This is a genomic window from Pseudomonas sp. TH34 (genome assembly GCF_016650865.1).
Taxonomy (GTDB): domain Bacteria; phylum Pseudomonadota; class Gammaproteobacteria; order Pseudomonadales; family Pseudomonadaceae; genus Aquipseudomonas; species Aquipseudomonas yamanorum.
The window spans coordinates 334237-355200 of sequence record NZ_JAEKFB010000018.1; the positions used below are offsets into that span (position 1 = coordinate 334237).

Annotated in this window: 23 protein-coding genes; 10 read left to right on the top strand and 13 right to left on the bottom strand. The window is 61.4% G+C overall.

Going from position 1 to position 20964, the window contains the following annotated elements; all coding sequences use genetic code 11:
* Positions 1-35 precede the first annotated feature (35 nt).
* On the top strand, positions 36-2012 hold the full coding sequence (locus JFU58_RS12240; protein WP_177069944.1) for a methyl-accepting chemotaxis protein: 1977 nt from the start codon (positions 36-38) through the stop codon (positions 2010-2012).
* A gap of 117 nt (positions 2013-2129) precedes the next feature.
* On the opposite strand, the gene JFU58_RS12245 is transcribed toward JFU58_RS12240, so the two are convergent.
* A complete protein-coding gene (locus tag JFU58_RS12245) occupies positions 2130-3053 on the bottom strand; it encodes an ABC transporter six-transmembrane domain-containing protein (protein WP_093203739.1) in 924 nt (307 codons plus the stop codon).
* A 114-nt stretch (positions 3054-3167) separates the two neighbouring features.
* Between JFU58_RS12245 and JFU58_RS12250 the strand changes: the two genes are divergently transcribed.
* Positions 3168-3752 carry a TetR/AcrR family transcriptional regulator gene (locus JFU58_RS12250; protein ID WP_093203743.1) on the top strand — a complete coding sequence of 195 codons (585 nt, stop codon included), beginning with the start codon at positions 3168-3170 and terminating at the stop codon, positions 3750-3752.
* On the opposite strand, the gene JFU58_RS12255 is transcribed toward JFU58_RS12250, so the two are convergent.
* Positions 3739-5235: a YifB family Mg chelatase-like AAA ATPase gene (locus tag JFU58_RS12255; protein WP_201140776.1), complete on the bottom strand. Its 1497-nt coding sequence runs from the start codon at positions 5233-5235 to the stop codon at positions 3739-3741. The two genes, JFU58_RS12250 and JFU58_RS12255, sit on opposite strands and share 14 nt — an antisense overlap.
* A 97-nt stretch (positions 5236-5332) precedes the next feature.
* Positions 5333-6241, bottom strand: coding sequence for a LysR family transcriptional regulator (locus JFU58_RS12260; RefSeq protein WP_063033866.1), 909 nt, complete (start codon positions 6239-6241; stop codon positions 5333-5335).
* A 234-nt stretch (positions 6242-6475) separates the two neighbouring features.
* Between JFU58_RS12260 and cfa the strand changes: the two genes are divergently transcribed.
* Complete coding sequence (cfa, locus tag JFU58_RS12265) at positions 6476-7588, top strand: cyclopropane fatty acyl phospholipid synthase (RefSeq protein WP_081253239.1); 1113 nt, start codon at positions 6476-6478, stop codon at positions 7586-7588.
* A gap of 52 nt (positions 7589-7640) precedes the next feature.
* Here cfa and JFU58_RS12270 read toward each other — a convergent pair whose 3' ends face one another.
* The gene (locus tag JFU58_RS12270) at positions 7641-7901 is read right to left on the bottom strand and encodes an accessory factor UbiK family protein (protein ID WP_003208783.1); all 261 of its coding nucleotides are present in this window, start codon (positions 7899-7901) and stop codon (positions 7641-7643) included.
* A 421-nt stretch (positions 7902-8322) separates the two neighbouring features.
* Here JFU58_RS12270 and glnK point away from each other — a divergent pair, with 421 nt between their 5' ends.
* The 4 genes from glnK to sutA all read left to right on the top strand — a co-directional run bounded on the left by glnK (position 8323) and on the right by sutA (position 11101).
* On the top strand, positions 8323-8661 hold the full coding sequence (gene glnK, locus JFU58_RS12275) for a P-II family nitrogen regulator (protein WP_002555808.1): 339 nt from the start codon (positions 8323-8325) through the stop codon (positions 8659-8661).
* Between the two features lie 34 nt (positions 8662-8695).
* Positions 8696-10036 (top strand): ammonium transporter, encoded by a 1341-nt coding sequence (locus tag JFU58_RS12280; protein ID WP_201140778.1) that lies wholly within the window; start codon positions 8696-8698, stop codon positions 10034-10036.
* 209 nt (positions 10037-10245) lie between these two features.
* A complete protein-coding gene (locus JFU58_RS12285) occupies positions 10246-10671 on the top strand; it encodes a secondary thiamine-phosphate synthase enzyme YjbQ (RefSeq protein ID WP_017476675.1) in 426 nt (141 codons plus the stop codon).
* Between the two features lie 103 nt (positions 10672-10774).
* Positions 10775-11101: a transcriptional regulator SutA gene (gene sutA / locus JFU58_RS12290; protein ID WP_017476674.1), complete on the top strand. Its 327-nt coding sequence runs from the start codon at positions 10775-10777 to the stop codon at positions 11099-11101.
* 186 nt (positions 11102-11287) lie between these two features.
* On the opposite strand, the gene JFU58_RS12295 is transcribed toward sutA, so the two are convergent.
* Genes JFU58_RS12295 through lptM form a run of 6 tightly spaced genes read right to left on the bottom strand, consistent with a single transcriptional unit; the run spans position 11288 to position 15865 of the window.
* On the bottom strand, positions 11288-11983 hold the full coding sequence (locus JFU58_RS12295) for an HAD family hydrolase (RefSeq protein ID WP_201140780.1): 696 nt from the start codon (positions 11981-11983) through the stop codon (positions 11288-11290).
* Positions 11980-12879, bottom strand: coding sequence for a tyrosine recombinase XerC (xerC, locus tag JFU58_RS12300; RefSeq protein ID WP_201140782.1), 900 nt, complete (start codon positions 12877-12879; stop codon positions 11980-11982). Before xerC ends, JFU58_RS12295 begins: the two co-directional genes overlap by 4 nt.
* A gap of 2 nt (positions 12880-12881) precedes the next feature.
* Positions 12882-13598 carry a DUF484 family protein gene (locus JFU58_RS12305; RefSeq protein WP_010168025.1) on the bottom strand — a complete coding sequence of 239 codons (717 nt, stop codon included), beginning with the start codon at positions 13596-13598 and terminating at the stop codon, positions 12882-12884.
* A 13-nt stretch (positions 13599-13611) separates the two neighbouring features.
* Complete coding sequence (dapF, locus tag JFU58_RS12310) at positions 13612-14442, bottom strand: diaminopimelate epimerase (protein WP_201140784.1); 831 nt, start codon at positions 14440-14442, stop codon at positions 13612-13614.
* Positions 14443-14446: 4 nt separating this feature from the next.
* A complete protein-coding gene (gene lysA, locus JFU58_RS12315) occupies positions 14447-15694 on the bottom strand; it encodes a diaminopimelate decarboxylase (protein WP_063033870.1) in 1248 nt (415 codons plus the stop codon).
* 9 nt (positions 15695-15703) lie between these two features.
* Entirely contained in the window at positions 15704-15865 is a 162-nt protein-coding gene (gene lptM / locus JFU58_RS12320; protein ID WP_003208801.1) for an LPS translocon maturation chaperone LptM, read from the bottom strand.
* A 239-nt stretch (positions 15866-16104) separates the two neighbouring features.
* On the opposite strand from lptM, the gene cyaY reads away from it, so the two are divergent.
* From cyaY to rnk, 3 genes are all read left to right on the top strand, one after another.
* On the top strand, positions 16105-16437 hold the full coding sequence (gene cyaY / locus JFU58_RS12325) for an iron donor protein CyaY (protein ID WP_017476668.1): 333 nt from the start codon (positions 16105-16107) through the stop codon (positions 16435-16437).
* 2 nt (positions 16438-16439) lie between these two features.
* Positions 16440-16658, top strand: a complete 219-nt coding sequence (locus JFU58_RS12330; RefSeq protein WP_063033871.1) for a DUF1289 domain-containing protein — start codon at positions 16440-16442, stop codon at positions 16656-16658.
* Positions 16659-16789: 131 nt separating this feature from the next.
* Positions 16790-17200 carry a nucleoside diphosphate kinase regulator gene (gene rnk / locus JFU58_RS12335; RefSeq protein ID WP_017476667.1) on the top strand — a complete coding sequence of 137 codons (411 nt, stop codon included), beginning with the start codon at positions 16790-16792 and terminating at the stop codon, positions 17198-17200.
* Here rnk and JFU58_RS12340 read toward each other — a convergent pair.
* From JFU58_RS12340 to JFU58_RS12350, 3 genes are all read right to left on the bottom strand, one after another.
* Positions 17197-20037, bottom strand: a complete 2841-nt coding sequence (locus JFU58_RS12340; protein WP_201140786.1) for a class I adenylate cyclase — start codon at positions 20035-20037, stop codon at positions 17197-17199. The two genes, rnk and JFU58_RS12340, sit on opposite strands and share 4 nt — an antisense overlap.
* 167 nt (positions 20038-20204) lie before the next feature.
* A complete protein-coding gene (locus JFU58_RS12345) occupies positions 20205-20453 on the bottom strand; it encodes a TIGR02647 family protein (protein ID WP_063033873.1) in 249 nt (82 codons plus the stop codon).
* A gap of 148 nt (positions 20454-20601) precedes the next feature.
* A complete protein-coding gene (locus JFU58_RS12350; RefSeq protein ID WP_010168009.1) occupies positions 20602-20886 on the bottom strand; it encodes a hypothetical protein in 285 nt (94 codons plus the stop codon).
* Positions 20887-20964 lie beyond the last annotated feature (78 nt).

Below are 20964 nucleotides of genomic sequence, written 5' to 3' on the forward strand. Positions count from 1 at the left end.
GATCAGGATGATCCTGGCCTCGGCCAGGAGCCTTCATGTCTCAACCTCGCGCCCGGATCGCCTCTCAACTGGGGCTTGCCCTCGCCGTGATACTGGCTGTCGTCATCAGCGGCAGCACAGTGTTCGCCTTGCGTTCGCTGGACTCCGCCAACCTCGACACCCGCGAGGAGCATCTGGCCAGCGAGGCTCGCTTGCTGGCTGACCAACTCAATACCTTCCACAGCACCTTGCGCGAAAGTACCCAGCGTTTGAGCGGGCTGTTTGAAAAGCGCTTCAGCGCTGGCTTGAGTGTGCGGCCTGGGCAGCCGGTGACGGTAGCGGGTGTGCAGACGCCGGGCCTGTACCTGGGCGAGGAAGTGCTCAACAACAATTTCGCTGAAGTTGATGAGTTCAAGCAGATGTCGGGCGGCGTGGCGACCTTGTTCGTACGCAGCGGCGAAGACTTTGTCCGTGTCAGCACCTCCCTGACCAAGCAGGACGGCAGCCGCGCCATCGGTACGGCGCTGGATCACCAGCATCCGGCCTATCAACGTTTGCTGGGCGGGCAGGGCTACGTCGGCCGCGCGGTGCTGTTCGATCGCTCCTACATGACCCAATACAGCCCGGTGCGTGATGCCAGCGGCAAAGTGATTGCGGTGCTGTTTGTCGGCTTCGACTACACCGACGCGCAGAACGCCCAGTTCGACAACCTCAAGCGCTTCCGCATCGGCCAGACCGGCTCCCTTGCGCTGCTGGATGAGCAGAAGCATTGGCTGGTACCGCCCGCTGGCGTGCAGGCGCTGGATCAGTCGATTCCGGTCATGCTCGACCTGGCCGCCAAACCTGGAAAAGGCCGTTTCTGGAGCGACAAGAACGAAGATTTCTACAGCGTCGCGGTGCCGTTTGAAGGCGGCCCGTGGTCGGTGGTGGCGAGCATGCCGAAAGCCGAAATTCGCGCGGTGACCTGGTCGGTGGGGATTCGCCTGGCGATCGGCAGTTTGCTCGCGATGCTGCTGGCGGTGGGCGCAGCGGTCTGGCTGCTGCGCAGCAAGTTGCAGCCGTTGGGCGACCTGGTACGTCAGGCAGAAGCCCTGGGCGCCGGTGATTTGAGCGCGCGCTTGAACGTTTCCAGCCATGACGAAATCGGCCAGTTGGCCCGCAGTTTCAACCAGATGGGCGAAGCGCTGTCGACCATGGTGTCGCACATTCGCAAGGCGGCTGAAGACGTAAACAGCCGCGCCCAGGCGCTGTCGGGTTTGTCCGGCGGTGCGTACGAAGGCATGGAGCAGCAGTCCGGCGAAATCACCAGCATGGCCGGCGCGGTAGAAGAGTTCAGCGCCACCTCGCTGAACATTGCCGACAACATGGGCAACACCGAGCGCCTGGCCCAGGACAACGCCCAGCAAACCAAGATCGGCCGCACCTCGATGCAAGAAGCGTCGTCGTCCCTGGAACACATCGCCACCGCGCTGAACAGCACGGCCACGGTGATCAATACCTTGGGCCAGCGCTCCCAGGAAATTGGCGGGATCGTCGGTGTGATCACCGCGATTGCCGAACAGACCAACCTGCTGGCGCTCAACGCCGCCATCGAAGCGGCGCGGGCCGGTGAGCAAGGGCGCGGGTTTGCGGTGGTGGCGGATGAAGTACGCAACCTCGCGTCGCGTACTCGTCAGGCCACGGACGAAATTTCCGGGATGATACAGAGCATCCAGCAGGAAACCGGCAACGCCATCAGCACCATGGAACAAGGCAACGTGCTGATGCAGGAAGGCCTTGCGCGCAATGCTGACGTGGCTTCTGCGCTGGCGCGGATCGATGAGCAAAGCCGCTCGGCGGGCCAGCAGTTTGCGGCCATTACCACCGCAACCCAGGAACAGAGCAGCACCGCGACCTTGCTGAGCAGCAACTTGCAGAGCATTGCCCTGGCCAACAGCGAGCAGCGTGAAGTGGTGTCGAACCTGGCAATCACCGCCAAGGAACTGGAGACCCTGGCGGCGAGCTTGCGGCATGAGGTTGACCGGTTTCGTTGATTGACTGTTCGGGCGTCATCGCGGGCAAGCCCGCTCCCACCGTTGACCGTGCTCAATTGAAGAAACCGGTTCAATGTGGGAGCCGGGCTTGCCCGCGATAACGGACGATTCGACGCCTCAAACGTCGGATCGGTCGCCCAGCCCCGGGTCCACACGCTTGCCAATGTCCTTGAGTCGCGCCAGTTGGTCGACCATCCCTGGTGCTTCATCCAGGCTGCTGACAAAGGTCCACAGGTAAGTCATCACCGCATACACGTGGCCGGCCTTGACCGCCGGCGACAGCGCCAACTGGCTGATGGCGACCACAAACAACAGCGCGGCCAGCGTACCGATAAACAGGAACGCTGCAGCTTCGCGGTCCGACAGCCAGATCCGCAGGCGTGACAGCACCTGGTAGTGGCGCTGCAAGGTCTGCGCGCCGACCTTTTCCACCAGGCCGATTTCCTTTTCCAGGCGGTCATTCAAGCGCTCGTGCAGCTCCTGATTGCGCCGGGCGAAACGTGGCAACAAGGTTGTGCACAGCACCAGCGCCGTCAGGCAGGCCAGGCCGATCCACGGCTCGATTACCAACAGCATCACTGCTGCACCGACGATCGACACCAGCGCCGTCGCGATGATCGGCACATGTTTTTCGAAGAAATCCACAAAGTCCCGCGCCAACACCACCCGCGCCGCTGCCCTTGAGGTGCTGTGGTTTTGCAGGCGCTGGTTGAGAATCACCGGTACCGCCAGGTCCGCGTAGATACGGGTGAAGGTGCGCGTATCCAGCGCCCTTCGCGCTGCCCCGACCACCCAGAACGCCAGCACCACGGCGGCGTAGAACAGCGCGCTGCCGGCGTCGCCGCGGATAATTGAGTCCACTGCGAACCCGGCAAACAGCGGGTAGGCCAGCAGCAACGCGTTTTCCAGGGCCACCAGCGACAAGGTGCAGAACAGCTTGCCGGGGTAAGCCCTGGCGATCGCCTTGAGGGTTTGGCTGGCGGATTGTTGCCCGATCTTTTTGCTTTCTTCGATCAGGATTTGCGGTGTTACGGATGACATGGGGTGCACCAAGGGTGAGATAAGCGCTAGTATTGAGCGACTGCTCAAGTATCCTTGAGCGATCGCTCAAAAAGCAAGCGCCGTCGATCTGCCGGTGCCTGAAGGAAAAGCCTCATGTCGCGTATCGACCGTAAAGACCAGATCATCGCCGCCGCCCTGGAGCTGTTTCGCAGCAAAGGCTTCGCCGATGTCTCCACCCGCGACTTGGCGGAGCACGCCGGGCTGTCCCGCAGCCACGTCTATCATTACTTCAGCGACTGGAAAGATCTGCGCCGCGAAGCGTTTGTGCGGTTTGCCAACGAGCAACTGGACGAGGTGCGGGTGCCGCTGGAAGGTCTGTCTCCACTGAGAGCGCTCGAAGGTTTCCTGCGTGACTGCTTGCCCTCCACGGCAGATGCCGGTTGGGCGCTGTGGCTGGATGCCTGGGATGAAGCCATGCATGACGAGCCTTTGGCCCAGGCTTACCTGGTGATCAACGCCCAATGGCAAGCGATGCTCGCCGAGATCATCGAGCAAGGTGTGTCGGCCAAAGTTTTCCACTGTGAGTCGCCCAAACGCGCCGCGCGGCAGCTCTTCGCCGTCGCCATGGGCTATGCCGATGACTTGATGCTCAAACCCTCCGTTGAATCCGCTGAGGCGGTAATGGATGAGGTGATGGAAGTGGCGGGGCTGCTCCTGGCGTTGCCTAAGAAGCGCTAGCGGGCCGGTACTGCAAAGCTTCCGCCAGATGATGGCGGGCGATGGCTTCCACCTGTTCCAGGTCGGCCAGAGTGCGGGCGACCTTGAGCAAACGATGCGCCGCCCGCAGCGACAGCGTCAGCCGTTCGCACGCACTCTCCAGCCAGCCTTCATCGGCCTTCGCCAGCTTGCAGTGCTGGCGTAGCCCCGGCAGATCAAGAAAGGCATTGGCGCAGCCCTGGCGCCGTTGCTGACGCTCCCGGGCCTCGGCCACGAGGGCGGATGCACTGGCGGTATCGTCGCCTGACTGTTTGCCGGGGTTCAGCGCAGTGCTTTCCCGGGCGACGGTTACGTGCAGGTCAATCCGGTCCAACAGCGGACCCGAGAGCTTGTTGCGATAGCGCTGGATCTGCTCCGGCGTGCAGCGACAGCGCCCGCTGGGCTCGCCCACATAGCCGCAAGGGCAGGGGTTCATCGCCGCCACCAACTGAAAGCGCGCCGGGAAACTCACCCGGTCGCGGGCGCGGGCAATCACGATATGCCCGGACTCCAGCGGCTCACGCAGCACTTCCAAGACCTTGCGATCAAACTCCGGCAGTTCGTCGAGAAACAACACACCATGATGGGCGAGGGTGATTTCCCCCGGCTGCGGTTTCGAGCCGCCGCCCACCAGCGCCGGGCCTGATGCCGAATGGTGCGGCTGGCGAAACGGCCGGTGCGGCCAATGGCTCAGCGGCGCCAGGCTGACCACTGATTGAATCGCCGCCACCTCCAGCGCTTCCTGTTCACTCAAGGGCGGCAACAGCCCCGGCAGACGGCTGGCGAGCAAGGTTTTGCCCGTGCCCGGTGGCCCGCTGAGCAACAGGTTGTGGGCGCCCGCCGCAGCGATCAACAGCGCACGCTTGGCCGCCAGTTGGCCCTGTACTTCACTCAGGTCGGGATAGGGTTTATTCAGGTACATCAGGCCACTGGAAACGAAGGGCTCGATCGGGACGTGACCGTTCAGGTGCGCCACCACTTGCAGCAGATGATCCACCGCAATCACCTTCAATCCCGAGGCCAGACACGCCTCTTCGGCATTGGCCCGAGGCACTATCAAGGTGCGCCCGGCCTTGCGCGCCGCCAGCGCTGCCGGCAACACACCTTTCACCCCACGTACCTCACCGGACAGCGCCAGCTCACCGAGGCATTCCACGTTATCGAGGGTCAACGTCGGCACCTGCACACTGGCGGCGAGAATCCCCAACGCAATCGCCAAATCAAAACGCCCACCGTCCTTGGGCAGGTCGGCGGGCGCGAGGTTGAGGGTGATGCGGCGGGATGGATATTGCAGCGCGGAGTTGAGAATCGCGCTGCGTACGCGGTCTTTGCTTTCCTTGACGGCGGTCTCGGGCAGACCCACCAGCGTCAGCGACGGCAAGCCGTTGGCCATGTGCACCTCGACAGTGACGGCGGGGGCTTCAACGCCAATCTGGGCGCGGCTGTGGACGATGGCGAGGGACATGCTCGTTCCTTGAAATGAGTGGCCGCTTCCTGCGGTTTTTCAAGGGTAGTCCAGCGCTGGCGCAACGCAGCGGCGAGGTTTTACAGAACGTATCGGGCTACTGGCTGGGCGGTGGCACACACAAAAACTCCTTCGCCAACGTCAACCACGCCTGCGCCGCAAACGACAGCTTGCACTGCCGACGCCACGCCAGCATCAGCCGCCAGTTCAGGGCCGGCGACTGTATTTCCGCGATGCTGAATTGGTTGGCATCAAGGGTGTCGCAGAACGCCCGGGGCAGCAGGGTGATGCCCACACCCAGGCGTACCAGGGAGGCGATAAAGTCCCATTGGCTACTGCGCCCGCTGATACGCGGCTCAAAACCGGCCAGGGCGCAGGCGTCGAGTACGAATTGGTTCAGGGTGAAGGTGTCATCGTAAAAGATGAATTCGCAGGCTTGCAGTTCGCTCAGCTCCACCGAGCTGCGTCCCTGCCAGGGCGAATCATGGGGCGCGAGCAGGCACAGCGGCGATTCGAACAAGGGCATGGATTCGAATTCGGACCAGATATCCGCCACGCGCGGCGAGTCCAGGATGGTGCCGAACTCCAGGGTGCCTTGGCGCAGGTCCTGAATGGTGACGTTGCCGCCGCTTTCGAACAGTTTCAGTTCGATCTTCGGGTAGCGGGCGTGATATTCCGCAAAGATCGGTGCCAGTGCGAGGTGGGTAGAGGGCGACAGTCCCATGCGCAGGGCACCGCGTTCGACGTGCTGCAAGTCTTGCAGCTCCACGGTCATTTCATCGTGCAGTGCGATCATTTCCTTGGCGCGCTTGAGCACAATTTCACCGGCGTCCGTCAGGGTGAAGCGTTTTCCCATGCGGTCCAGCAGCCTCAAGCCAAGGCTCGTTTCAAGTTGCTGCACCATTTTGCTGACCGTTGGCTGGGTCAGGTGCAGCTTTACTGCGGCTTTGGTAAAGCTCTGCTGGTCCACGACTTCTACGAAATAACGAAGCGCCCTGATGTCCATTTTGCATTCCAATTTCGCATGGTTTTCATAAGATTAATTCATTATATCTTTAAAAAATGGCTGGATAAGATTTGTTACATCTGTTCCCAGCCAGCGTACCCGGTGATGCCTTGAGGGCCTTGCCAGACGCTTCCATGGCCAGATTTCTCGCAGTGTATGAATCAAAGGCAACGCTATTTCTGGAGAGCAATTGTGCTTAACAAAACGCGTCATTCTTTTTCCGGTTCTGATGAGATGTCTCAGGGAGCGCGCTTCGTTAAGGAGTTGCTGGCGCAGGCGCAGATTGAGGTAAACGGGCCGTCGGCTGCGGATATGCAACTGCACCACAGTGCTACGTTCGACCTGGCCCTGGCCAAAGGCAACCTTGGCCTTGGCGAGGACTACATGGATGGCGGTTGGGACGCCGAGGCGCTGGATGAGTTTTTCTACCGCCTCATGCGCTCTGGGGTGATCGACCAGGCCAACCCGGCCACCTTGTTGTTTCACGCGTTCAGCTCCCGCTGGCTGAATCTGCAAAACAAGAAGCGCGCCTGGCAAGTCGGCGAGGCGCACTACGACCTTGGCAATGACTTCTACGCGCGCATGCTCGACTCGCGCATGACGTACACCTGTGGCTACTGGAAAGATGCCACCACCCTGGAGCAGGCGCAGTTCGCCAAGCTGGACCTGATCTGTAAAAAGCTCGGTCTCAAGCCGGGCATGCGCGTGCTGGATATCGGCTGTGGCTGGGGCAGTTTCATGAGCCATGCGGCCGAGCACTATGGCGTGGAGTGCGTGGGTGTGACCATCTCCAAGGAGCAGGCGGAGTGGGGTCGGGCCAAGTATTCACATCTGCCGATCGAGTTTCGTCTGCAGGACTATCGGGATATCGACGAGCAATTCGACCATATCGCCAGCGTCGGCATGTTTGAGCATGTGGGGCGCAAGAACCATCGGGCGTATATGGAGGTGGCCAACCGCTGCCTGAAGGACGACGGCCTGTTCCTGTTGCACACCATCGGGAAGAACCAACGCAACAGCACGCCGGACCCGTGGATCGACAAATACATCTTTCCCAACGGTGATTTGCCCTCGATCGGGCAGATCGGCGACGCCATGGACGGGCTGTTTGTTGCCGAGGATTTGCACAACTTTGGCGCCGATTACGACAAGACACTGATGGCCTGGTGCGAAAACTTCGAACTGGCTTGGCCGGACTTCGCCGAAACCTTCGGGCGGCGTTTCTACCGGATGTGGCGCTATTACCTGCTGTCGTGTGCAGGGGCGTTTCGCGCGCGGGATATCCAGTTGTGGCAGTGGGTATTGTCGAAGAAGGGCGTTGTCGGCGGGTATCAGCGGGTGAGCTGAGGGTTACAACGGTTTAACGGGGACAGGCGAAACCTGCCCCGGTTGGGCCGCTTTATTCGGCGGCCGGCGTCAATCGCGCTTCCAGTTCCGCCACCTTGGCCTCAAGGCTTTCCAACCGCGCCCGAGTGCGCGCCAGCACCACCATCTGGCTATCAAACTCTTCCCGGCTTACCAGGTCCAGCTTGCTGAAACCGCTTTGCAGCAGCGCCTTGAACTGGCTTTCAATTTCATTGCGTGGCAGCGGCGTGTCGCTGCTGAACAGGCGGGAGGCGTGGCCGCTCAGGGCGTCGAGGAGGTCTTTGGGCGCGAGCATGGGAAATCGTCCGGAAAATCTGTTGGCCGGCAGTGTATCACGCAGCGTCTATAGTCTTTTCGCCGGCAGAGGCGCACGCTTTTCGCGCATGTGGTCGGGCGGTCACGCACCGTTTTCGTGCGTATCTTCGCGGCAACGGCGCCCGGGAGGTGGGCACAGGCGAACAAAGGACTGATTTCAGTGATTTTTACGGAGCTGGCAAGCTTTCTGCTTAGACGATCATGACCCATGCACTGATGCAGTCGCTGTGACGATGCAGTGCGCCGACGGACCAGCGGTACATGTTTCGTCACCAGTGGTTAGCGAGCGTCGCAATGGCAAATGCCAAGGCGACGAAGCGTTACAAAGCCAGGCACTGCGCTTAGACTTGAGACGGGTTTGTTTTCCTGGGGCAAGTCCACCAATTCGGGAGAGAGTTTTCATGAAGCTAGTCACTGCCATCATCAAGCCGTTCAAGTTGGACGATGTACGCGAGTCACTGTCCGAGATCGGCGTGCAGGGCATTACCGTTACTGAGGTCAAAGGCTTCGGTCGGCAGAAGGGTCACACCGAGCTGTATCGCGGCGCGGAATACGTGGTCGATTTCCTGCCAAAGGTGAAGATTGATGTCGCCATTGACGACAAGGATCTTGACCGGGTTATCGAGGCGATAACCAAGGCCGCCAACACCGGCAAGATCGGTGACGGCAAGATCTTCGTGGTCAATCTGGAACAGGCTATTCGCATCCGTACCGGCGAAACCGATACCGACGCAATCTAAGCCGCCAAACCCCAACGCCCCAGGAGAAAACAATATGACTCTGCGTAAATTCGCAGGGCTAGGAGCCCTGTTGTCCCTCGTAATGCCGGCCCTGGCCATGGCGGCGGACCCAGTACCTGCTCCAGTCCTCAATTCCGGCGACACCGCGTGGATGCTTACGTCCACCGCGCTGGTACTGTTCATGACCATTCCAGGCCTCGCGCTGTTCTACGGCGGCATGGTTCGCTCCAAAAACATTCTTTCCGTGATGATGCAGTGCTTCGCCATCACCGGCCTGATCACCATCCTGTGGTTCGTCTACGGCTACAGCATGGCGTTCGATACCACCGGTATGGAAGCAGGCGTCGTCAACCTCAACTCGTTTGTGGGTGGCTTGTCCAAACTGTTCCTTTCGGGTGTGACCCCGGCCAGCATCACCGGCCCGGCGGCGTTGTTCCCTGAAGCCGTGTTTGTGACCTTCCAGATGACCTTCGCGATCATCACCCCGGCGCTGATCGTCGGTGCGTTCGCCGAGCGTATGAAGTTCTCCGCGATGCTGATCTTCATGGGCGTCTGGTTCACCCTGGTCTACGCACCGATTGCCCACATGGTATGGGGCGGTCCGGGTTCGTTGCTGGGCGACTGGGGCGTACTGGACTTCGCTGGCGGCACCGTGGTGCACATCAACGCCGGTGTTGCCGGCCTGGTAGCGTGCCTGGTACTCGGCAAGCGTAAAGGCTTCCCAACCACCCCAATGGCACCGCACAACCTCGGTTACACCCTGGTGGGCGCGGCCATGCTGTGGGTTGGCTGGTTCGGCTTCAACGCCGGGTCCGCTGCTGCGGCCAACGGCACTGCCGGCATGGCGATGCTGGTGACCCAGATCGCTACCGCTGCGGCGGCGCTGGGCTGGATGTTCGCCGAGTGGGTCACCCACGGTAAGCCAAGCGCGCTGGGCATTGCCTCGGGTGTGGTTGCTGGCCTGGTGGCAATCACTCCAGCTGCGGGCACCGTGGGCCCGATGGGCGCCCTGGTGATCGGCCTGGCTGCCGGTGTGGTGTGCTTCTTCTGCGCCACTACCCTGAAACGCAAACTGGGCTACGACGACTCCCTGGACGCCTTCGGCGTGCACGGTATCGGCGGTATCCTCGGCGCGATCCTGACCGGCGTGTTCGCTGCACCGTCGATGGGTGGCTTCAACGCCGCTACCACTGACATCGCCGCTCAGGTCTGGATCCAGGCCAAAGGCGTCGGCTTCACCGTCATCTACACCGCCATCGTGACGTTCATCATCCTCAAGGTGCTGGACGCTGTGATGGGCCTGCGGGTGACCGAAGAAGAAGAGGCGGTTGGCCTCGACCTGGCGCAACACAACGAGCGCGGCTACAACTTGTAAGTACGCGAAAAAAAGATGCCCGGCTTGCCGGGCATTTTTTTGCCTGGGGTTTGTCTGTGGCTAAAGGTGTATGGGTTTTTTGGCGACTTTGTGATGGGATCCACACCGCACTTTTCAGCGTGCGAATGTCTTACAGGCATGTAGGCGTATTCGGCACTTTGTTTTTTCCCTGAGCGCGCTAGAATGCGCGCCGATAGGCGGAGAACTGTATGTGGCAACAGACCCTGATAACCCTGCGGGCCAAGCCCCGGGGCTTTCATCTGGTGACGGACGAGTTGCTCGCCGGCTTGCCTGAATTGAAGGCCTGTCGGGTGGGCCTGTTGCATTTGTGGCTGCAGCACACCTCGGCTTCGTTGACGGTCAACGAGAATGCCGACCCGGCGGTTCGCCGTGACTTCGAGCGTTTTTTCAATGCGCTGGTGCCGCAAGGCATGGCGGGATATGAACACAACGACGAAGGTCCGGATGATCTGCCGGCGCACTTCAAGGCCAGTCTGCTGGGCTGTCAGTTGAGTTTGCCGGTAAGGGCCGGCCGCTTGGCGATGGGGACCTGGCAAGGTGTTTATCTGGGCGAGCACCGTGATCATGGCGGTGCTCGTAAAGTCCTCGCCACCTTGCACGGTGATGGGGCATAAGCCACTGGTGATCCGGTGGATGTTGATTTTTTTCCGGCGGCCGTCGACAGGCGGCGAAGCTGGGCTATAACTAATCTGCTTTTCGCAAGTCATGAGGTAGAACATGAGCGACGATGATCTGGAAAACGACGACCTCGAAGTAGGCGACGACGACGAAACCGAAGAAGGTCTTGAGGCGGCTGCCGAAGACGTGGCTGACGACGACGGTGGCGACGATGCACCGGTCCCGGTAGCCAAGGGCAAAGCCAAGGCTGCGGTGTCGGTTGACGAACTGCCGAGCGTAGAAGCCAAGAACAAAGAGCGCGATGCGTTGGCCCGTGCGATGGAAGAGTTCCTCGCTAAAGGCGGCAAAGTGCAGGAAGTCGAGGCTAACGTGGTGGCAGATCCACCGAAGAAGCCTGATAACAAGTACGGCAGCCGGCCTATCTAAGGCTTGCTGTTTGCTTGCTGAAAAAGCCCGCCGTCGCTGCGGGCTTTTTCATGAGCGCTACAAAATGGGATTCCGTCCGTTCTCGTAGCAGCTGTCGAGCCTTGGCGAGGCTGCGTTGGCGGCCTGCCTGACACACCGCAAACGCAGCCTCGCCAAGGCTCGGCAGCTGCTACGGTAAGTTCGGGGTCACTTCCAGCGGGTCAGGAGTGCTGGCAACTCGGTCAGGCTGCGAATCTCGGCATCCGGCAACTTCTCGGCCTCCCAGGCCTTGCCCGCCGGGTTGAACCACACCGCCCGCAGCCCCGCCTGCTGCGCACCGGCTATGTCATCCCCTGGATGATCCCCGACATGCACCGCCGCGCCCGGCGCTACGCCACCGCGCTGCAAGGCCTCCTGGAACAACCGTGCATCTGGCTTGGCGATACCGATATCCTCGGCCCGCAGGGCAAAGTGAAAGTAATCCGCCAGCCCCACACGCTGCACATCGGCATTGCCGTTGGTAATCACCCCCAGCAGATAGTCGCGGCGCAGCGCTTGCAGCATCGGTTCCGCTTCGGGGAATACGGTGAGTTGATGCCGGGCGTGGATGAACGCTTCAAAGCACACGTCCGCCATCTGCGCCGCTTCCGGCAACGGGTATCCAGCTTCCTCGAAAGCATGTTGCAGCACCTTTTGACGCAACACGCTGATGCGGTATTTCAGCTCCGGATGTCGCTCCAGCACCTGTTGGCGCAGGCTGGCAAACTTCTCCAGGGGCAAGTCGCCTACCTTGGTGGCATGGGTCGCCAGCCACTCGCGCATCGACGCCTCGGCGCTGATGATGACCGGCACGTTATCCCAGAGCGTATCGTCCAGGTCGAAGGTGATCAGCTTGATGCTCATGAGTCACTGCCCTTAATGCGTTTGGCCCGTGGATGGGCGCTGTCGTACACCGTTGCCAGATGCTGGAAGTCCAGGTGGGTGTAGATCTGGGTGGTCTTGATGTCTGAGTGGCCAAGCAGTTCCTGCACTGCGCGCAGGTCCTGGGATGACTCCAGCAAGTGGCTGGCAAAGGAGTGCCTGAGCATGTGCGGGTGCAGGTTTTGCCCCAGCTCACGCTCGCCGGCGGCCTTGACCCGTACCTGAATGGCCCGGGGTCCGAGGCGGCGGCCTTGCTGGCTGATAAACACGGCGTCATCCGCCGGGTTGGCCAGGGCACGCAGGGGCAGCCACAGCAGCAGGGCTTCGCGGGCCTTCTTGCCCACCGGTAATACGCGGGTCTTGCTGCCTTTGCCGAGCACCTGCACCAGGCCATCCGCCAGGTCCAACTGATCGAGGTTGAGCCCGGTCAACTCCGACAGGCGCAGGCCCGAGGAGTAGAACAGTTCGAGGATCGCCTGGTCGCGATGAGCCAGGAAGTCGTCCTCCACGGCGCCGTCGAGCAATTGCAGGGCACGGTCGGTGTCGAGGGTCTTGGGCAGGCGGCGTTCACCCTTGGGCGGCGCCAGGCCGTTGGCCGGGTCGTGGTCGCACAGGCCTTCGCGGTTCAGGTAGTGATAGAGGCCGCGTACCGCCGACAGCAGGCGCGCCAGGCTGCGGGAGGATTGGCCTTGCTGGTGCAGGCGGGCGATCAGGCTGCGCAGACCCTGGATATCCAGGGCCTTCCAGCTGTCGATGTGTTGCTTCTCGCAGAACGCCAGGACCTTGTTCAAGTCCCGACGGTAGGCTTCCAGGGTATGCGGCGACACCTGGCGCTCGCTGCGCAGGTGAGCGCAGTAGGCGTCCAGTTGTCGTTCCATGGTTAGCGCACCGCGCGCAAGGCGGTGGTAAAGCGCGGCAGGACGCGGCCCAGCACTTCGGCGATGTAGCTCAGGAACAGCGTGCCCACCGAGCTTTTGTAGTGCTGTGGATCACGGCTGGCGATGGCCAGCACACCGTGCAAACCTTGATGACTCAGGGCGACCACGGCAGTGGAGCCGATCTGCTGGCGCTGTTCGGCGCCAAACAGGAAGTCCAGCTCATGTTCGCGCAGGGTGCCGCTGATGGTCTTGCCTTCGGACAGCAAGCCGCCAATGGCGGTCTGGGCATCGCTGCCGCTGACCCAGCGCCCTACCGGCATCGGGTTGTCGCTGAACAGGATCAGGCTGACAAAAGGCACCTGGAAGTCCTGGCGCAGGCTGTCTTCGACGGCAATAACCGCTTCTTCCAGGCTGGCGGCGTCCATCAGGGTCAAGACCAGGCGGCGGGTCTTGTCGAACAGGCGGTCGTTATCGCGGGCCACGTCCATCAGCTGCGAGAGCCGATGGCGCATCTCGATATTGCGCTCGCGCAGGATCTTCATCTGCCGCTCCACCAGCGACACGGTATCGCCGCGCTGGTGGGGAATGCGCAGGGCCGGCAGCAGCTCCTCGTGTTCTACGAAGAAGTCCGGATTAGCCTCCAGATACGCCGCAACGGCTGCGGCCTCCAGACTTTCGCTTGGGGATGCTTTCGCGGGTACTTGAGGCTTATCAGTCATTAGGTTTGCTCACTCATAGACGGACCTGTCCTTCGTAGACGCGGGTGGCCGGGCCGGTCATTTTCACCGGTTGGCCAGGGCCTGCCCATTCGATGGACAGACTTCCGCCGGGCAGGTCGATCAGCAGTGGCGAATCCATCCACCCCTGGCTGATCGCGGCAACGGCAGCGGCACAGGCGCCGGTACCGCAAGCCTGGGTTTCGCCGGCACCGCGTTCCCAGACGCGCAATAGCGCACGGGAACGGTCGATGACCTGCAGGAAACCCACGTTAACCCGCGCCGGAAAGCGCGGGTGGTTTTCGATCTTCGGCCCCAGTTCGTGAACCGGTGCGCTGTTGATGTCATCGACCCGCAGCACGGCATGGGGGTTGCCCATGGACACGGCGGCCAGGTTGACGGTCTTGCCGTCCACGTCCACGGCGTAGCTCAGCGCTTGTTCGGTGGCCTGGAACGGAATGTCCGCCGGCACCAGCCGTGGGGCGCCCATGTTGACGCCGATCTGGCCGTCGCTGCGAATATCCAGCTCGATAATGCCGCTTTTGGTCTCGACGCGAATCTGCCGCTTGGCGGTCAGGCGCTTGTCCAGCACAAAACGGGCGAAACAACGGGCACCGTTGCCGCACTGTTCCACTTCGGAGCCGTCGGAGTTGAAGATCCGGTAACGGAAATCCACTTCCGGGTTGCTCGGTGCTTCCACCAGCAACAATTGGTCGAAGCCGACACCGGTGTGCCGGTCGCCCCACAGCTTGGCGTGCTTGGGCAGGATGTGCGCGTGCTGGCTGACCAGGTCGAGAACCATGAAGTCATTGCCCAGCCCGTGCATCTTGGTAAAACGCAGCAACATGGCCTTACTCCGGCAGCAGGCTTTCGCCAGCAAACAACTCGGCTACCGTCTCGCGGCGACGCACTTCAAACGCTTGATCACCGTCCACCAGCACCTCGGCGGTACGCCCGCGGGTGTTGTAGTTGGAGCTCATGACAAACCCGTAGGCACCGGCCGAATGCACGGCCAGCAGGTCGCCTTCTTCCAGGGCCAGCTGACGTTCCTTGGCCAGGAAGTCGCCGGTCTCGCAGATCGGGCCGACCACGTCGTAGCTGCGGCCTTCGCCAGCACGTGGCTTGACGGCCGTCACATCCATCCAGGCCTGATACAGCGCCGGGCGGATCAGGTCGTTCATCGCCGCATCGACGATGGCGAAATCCTTGTGTTCGGTGTGCTTGAGGTACTCGACCTGGGTCAGCAGCACGCCAGCATTGGCGACGACGTAGCGGCCCGGCTCGAACATCAGCGTCAGGTCGCGGCCTTCGGTGCGCTCGCGCACGGCCTTGATGTAGTCGGAAACCAGCGGCGGCTCTTCATCGCGATAACGCACGCCCACGCCGCCACCGAGGTCGATGTGGTGCAGGTAGATGCCGCATTCGCCGAGGCGGTCGATCAGCGCCAGCAGGCGGTCGAGGGCGTCGAGGAACGGTGGCAGGCTGGTCAGTTGCGAGCCGATATGGCAGTCGACGCCCAATACTTCCAGGTTTGGCAGTTGGGCGGCACGGATGTACACGTCCTCGGCGTCGGCAATGGCGATGCCGAACTTGTTCTCTTTGAGACCGGTGGAAATGTACGGGTGAGTGCCGGCGTCTACGTCCGGGTTGACCCGCAGGGAGATCGGTGCGCGAACGCCCATCTCGGCGGCCACCACTTGCAGGCGCTCCAACTCGTCGGTGGACTCGACGTTGAAGCAGTGCACGCCAACTTCCAGGGCGCGGCGCATGTCTTCGCGGCTCTTGCCGACGCCGGAGAACACGATCTTGTCAGCTTTGCCGCCAGCGGCCAGCACACGCTCAAGCTCGCCCCGGGACACAATGTCGAAACCGGCGCCAAGGCGCGCCAGGACATTGAGTACACCCAGGTTGGAGTTGGCTTTTACCGCGTAGCACACCAGGCTTGGCGTGCCTTCCAGCGCGTCGGCAAAGGAGCGGTATTGCGCTTCGATGTGGGCACGGGAGTACACGTAGGTCGGGGTACCAAAGCGCTCGGCAATGGCGGACAGCGCGACACCTTCCGCGAACAGCTCGCCGTCCCGGTAGTTAAAAGCGTCCATGATGTTCCCTTAGTAGGTGTCGTGCTTGTGCGCTTTGGTTTGCGACGATTGCGCCTGTTCATTCGGGTCTTTGCTGTCATCGGGCAGATACAGCGGGCCTTTTTGACCACAGGCACTAACGAGGCAAGCGACCGCGACGAGCGCAGCAAGGGAAGAGATCAGGCGCTTCATGGCGAAATCCTTGAATATGCATTAATTGCGCCCGAGTATACCGACCACCCGCCGGATTGCCTATGCGCCGAAATACCCGTCCGGCGGGGCTTTGCCGAGTTTGTCGCGATTGCGCTTACACCAATCAGGGATAATTCACGCAGCTGCGGGTAATGAAATCGGTATCCTTTGCAATCATGATGGCGCGTCCGTATTGTGCGGCGCTTGAGCGAGACCAGACACTTTTCGAGGTTCCCACAATGAGTTTGACCGAAGCCCGTTTCCACGACCTGGTGGATTCGACCCAGCAAGCGCTGGAGGATATTTTCGACGACAGCGGCCTGGATGTGGACCTGGAGAACTCGGCCGGTGTGCTGACCGTCAAGTTTGAGAGTGGCCAGCAACTGATCTTCAGTCGCCAGGAACCGCTGCGTCAGCTGTGGCTGGCTGCGCGCTCCGGTGGCGTTCACTTCGACTACGACGAAGAAAGCGGCAAATGGCAGTGCGACAAGAGCGAAGAGTTGTTGGGCGAGATGCTCACGCGCCTGATTCATGAATATACCGGCGTCGAGCTGGACTTCGACGAGATCTGATCGTGACGCAGCCCGTACCCGTACGCCCGCCCAAGCCGCTGTTCAGCAATGTCAGCCCGGCGGTGCCGTCACCTTGTATCAGTTTATGTCGGCTGGATGAGCACAAAGTCTGCCTCGGCTGCTTTCGTCATGTAGAAGACATCCGTGAATGGCGCTCCGCCGATGATGCGCGGCGCCGCGTGATCGTCGCCCAGGCCGAGCAGCGCAAGGCCTCCGCCTGAGGCCGTCTTGTTTATTTATTGTGCTGTGGTAGTGTCCGGATACACCTCAACTCATCGAGGTCCGTGAGAACCCCGCCTTTTCCTGGCGGGGTTTTGCTTTTTTGTGCAGAAAAAAGGAGTCTGCCTGAATCATGACCGCACCTTCCATCATCCTCACCCGTCTTGACGTGCAGCGTCTTGAGCAACTGATCGACCGTGTAGGCGAGGCGTCGCCGGGCGTTGAAGCCCTGCAACACGAACTCGACCGCGCCGAAGAAGTGGTTGGCCACGATGAAGTGCCTGCAACTGTCGTGACCATGAACTCCAGCGTGCATTGCCGTGAACAAGGCAGTGGCAAGGACTATCACCTGACCCTGGTCTACCCCAAGGACGCGAACGCCGACGAAGGCAAAATCTCGATCCTGGCGCCGGTGGGCAGCGCTTTGTTGGGCCTGCAAGTCGGCCAGCACATCGACTGGCCAGCACCAGGCGGCAAAACCCTCAAGCTTGAATTGCTCGGCGTCGAAGGCCAGCCGAAAGACGGTGGTGCCTTTCCTCTCTAAACCTGGTTCAGCGCTTCATTGAGCGCCAGTTCCAGATCAGCCTTGTAGCGTAGGTACAGATTGCTCGGGCTTTGAACATCACCGAGCAGGCCGGACAGGTCCAGATCGGTGATGTAGCAGCGGTAGCGCTCGGCCTCCCGGCGTTGCCCGACGATTTGCTGGGCGACCACCGCAAACAGTTGGTCGCCAAATTCCAGCTCGGAAAACTCCCGTTGATTGCAGTACAAGGTGATCCCCACCTGGCCCGGTGCTGCCTTGCCGATAATCGCCTGCACGTCGTAGAACGGTTTATTGGCCGGGGTTTGCGGCGCTGGGCGCGGTTCGGCCCGGCGTGCGCGGCCGCTGCCTGACGGCAACAGCTGGTAATACAGGATTTGCACCGCGCAGAGTGGCTGTTGCGGGTCCAGCGGCAGCAGCGCGTCGCGCCGATAAATAATCGATTGCAGGAAGCGCTGCAGCGGCACCAGAAGGCTTTGCTCGTCGTGAAACGGCAGGCGCTGCTGCCAGAGCGCGTTGAATTCATCCAGCACGTACAGCTCGGCAACCCCTTCGTTGATCCGGTAGAACACCTGCACACAGTCGGGCAGGCCCATGGGCAGCAACAGCGCCAGGTCGTGGTCTTCGAGGGCCATGGTGTCCAGGTGCAGCGGGCTGTAGCTGGCCAGTTCTTCACTGAGGTAGGCGATCAGCGCGTCCTGGGTCGCCAGTGACACATGGTTGGCTTGGCCGGGTGTCAGTTCCATCACGTGGTAGTGCTGCTGCACCTGCACCAGGTAGCGGTGGTTTTCCTGGCTCAGCATCAGGTTTTGCGCGGTGTCGAAGATTTCTTCCACGCGCTGGGCAATGAATTGCGCACGGTTGTGGCAGAAGCAACGCACCCGCAATCGCGGCAGGTGATTGGCCGGCAGCTGGTTCAGGTAATCCCGCAGGCAGTCGAGCAGCGCGTGGGGGCCGTCGTAGCGGTTGACCATCACCTCGTTCCAGCTGTTGAGTGTGACCTGGTCCAGGGTTAGCACCAGGTTTTCCCGTACGCCGGCGTAACTCAGGGAGTCGGTGCGCTCGGTGGTCATCAGGATGTTCAGGTCGCGGTGGTGCTTGAGCGGGTCGACGCCGACGTTGATCAGCAGCAGCACTTCCTCGGGCACCGCCGAGCGCAACAGGCGTTCTTCATCGACGCTGGCCAAGGGCAGGGCGACGGTCTGTTGCAGGCTGCCCAGCAGGTTGAACAGCTCGAATTCGGTCATGTCGCTGCTGCCGGGGTGCAAGGCCAGGCGGGTGCTGCTGTCGATCACGCCGTTGCGGTGGCACCAGGTGAGCATTTCCAGCAGGTCGCGGCTGCGCTTGATCGGTGCGAAGTGCTCCCATTCCAGGGCGGTCAGGCTGCCGTTGTACAAGCCCCAATGGTGCTGACCCGGCTCTTTACGGTTGGGCGATTGCACCAGGGTCAGGGTGTCTTCGGCCAGGTCCGGGGCAATGCCGGGGTTGATGAACTCAACCTTGCCGGCCTTGCGCTCGAAGGCGGCATACAGGCGCCGGCCGAGCACATTGAGGTCGCGCTTGTTGATCAGGCTGACGGTCTGTTCGGTGCGGGCAAACTGGGTCAGGAAGCGATAGCTATAGTTCAGCTCGTTGACCAGTGCCCGGCGCTCGGAGGCCACTTGGCGGACTTTCCATTGGCTGCGGCTGTCCAGCAGGGCCAGTTGGCGCTGGTCCCAACCCCATTCATGGGCCAGGCGCTCCAGCAGCAAACGTTGCCAGCGGTCGGTGCGCTGGCCGGCCGTGAGCTTGCGGTTGACCTTCAGGTACAGGGCGCGCCGCACCAGTTCCAGGCGCTCCGGTTCGTTGCGGGCCTTGAGGTATTCCTCGATGCGGCGGTAGACCACGATGTACGGATCCAGCTCGTCGAGGTCCATCTGGTTGGCAAACACCGCCCGCTTGAAGCGCAGGCTCAGGCACTGCACCTTCGGGTGTTCGCTGGCGTAGACCTCGGTCAGTAGGAGCTTGAGTACCGACTTGTAGGGCGATTCGATGCCCTTGAACAACTGCCACAGGCCGGCGCCGATAAATTCACCCGGCGGGATGTGGGCCAGATGGCCCAGGTCGAGGGTTTCATCGGCGCGGATAAAGCGCTTGGAGATCAACGCGTGGGTGAATTCGGCGTAGCGGGTTTCTTCATACACCGGCACCAGCCACCAGATCGGCGTGCGCCCTGCCAGCCAGATGGCGGTGCGGTAGAACTCATCCAGCAGCAGGTAATGCTGGCTGGTGCCGCAGTCTTCCGAGCTCAGTTGGGTGTCGCGGTCACCCTGGATAAACCGTGTCGGCTCGATCAGGAAAAAATGCGCCTCGGCGCCCATGGTCAGAGCCCAGGTTTCCAGCAATTGGCATTTTTTTCGTAGCTCGGCCAGCTCATTCTCACTGAGATCGGCAGCGTGGCAGACCCACACGTCCATATCACTTTGATCGGCCTGGGCCAGGGTGCCCAGGCTACCCATCAGGAACAGGCCATGAATAGGGCGCGGTGGGTTGCCGTGCCGGGGCTTGTAGGAAAACGTGCGGGTCAGGCGCTGAGCTTCTGCCAACGCTTGCGCGTCGGGTTCAAAGTTCGACAGGCCGGCCGGTGTGCTGCCCGACACATAACCCGGCAGCAGCGGGTGATTGACGTGGAAAAACAGCGGCAGCAGCGTCAGTACGCTTTGCTGGCGCGGCGTCAGCCCTTCAACGGCCCGGGCCATGCGGCCCTCGTTCAGGGCCAGAAATCGCGCGCGCAACTGGGTCAGCACCTTGCGGTCGATGCCTTCGTCCAGGTCGGGGCGGATTTCGTGGGTGCGGGTCATGTCGAACTCGGTGGCTCGCAGGGCCCGACGTGGGCGGCCGTGTGGGAGTTTACAGCCAGTAGCGTAGGAGGTTTAGCGGGATTTTGTTTTTGGCGCCAGAATTTTATCCCGGGCGCAGGAATGCCCGCGGAATCCGTGAAAGAGGATCCCGTGGGCGATACGAGGTGTCAGGCGGCTTCTTTGCTGGTCGTCAGAATAGTCAGCAGGCTTTGTGCGTGTTCGGCAGCATCCCGGCCAAGGCTGGTGAGGTAGCCACCATCTGGCTGGTCGATCAGGTCTTTTTCAAACAGGCGCCGGGCAGCGGCAATGGCAGTGGGAGCGGCGGTCTGATGAACTTTCAGACCTTCCTGGGAGCTGCCCAGGTTGAAGAGTGCAAGGATTTCCAGTTCGGCAACCAACTCAGGGGTATACGACATAAGGACTCCAGACTTTCTAGGAATTTTTAGACGCTAGCAGCCATAAGGTGAACGCACTTGGGCGAGCTGTCCAGTCGGAACTCATGCAGTGTTGATGTGGGGCAGGATTGTGGCCAGCAAGCGCTTGCTGGCCAGTGCGGTGTCGGGCTTATTGCTTCTCGGGCGGCAGCTCTGGCAGGGCGCGCAAGGCAGTTTCATACCATTCGGTATTGAAGGCGCGGTCTTCTTCGAGCAGGGCGTCGATTTCGACGGCGAGCACGTGGGCCATCATTTGCAGGATGTCTTCGCGCTCGTAGCCCACCAGGGTCAGCTTGTTGAAGGTGGCCTTGGCGGCGGGCGGGTTGTCGCTTTCGATCTGGTTTTCGATCGCTTCAATCAAGGTGGTCTCGGCGAACTCTTCTTCGTCGTTGTCGATATCGGTTGGCTCGCTCATGGCAGGCTCCTGGAGGAAAGGGCGCCAGTCTACCCCCATTCACTCGGCTGATGCTGCTGGTCAGGCGTGGCATCCCGT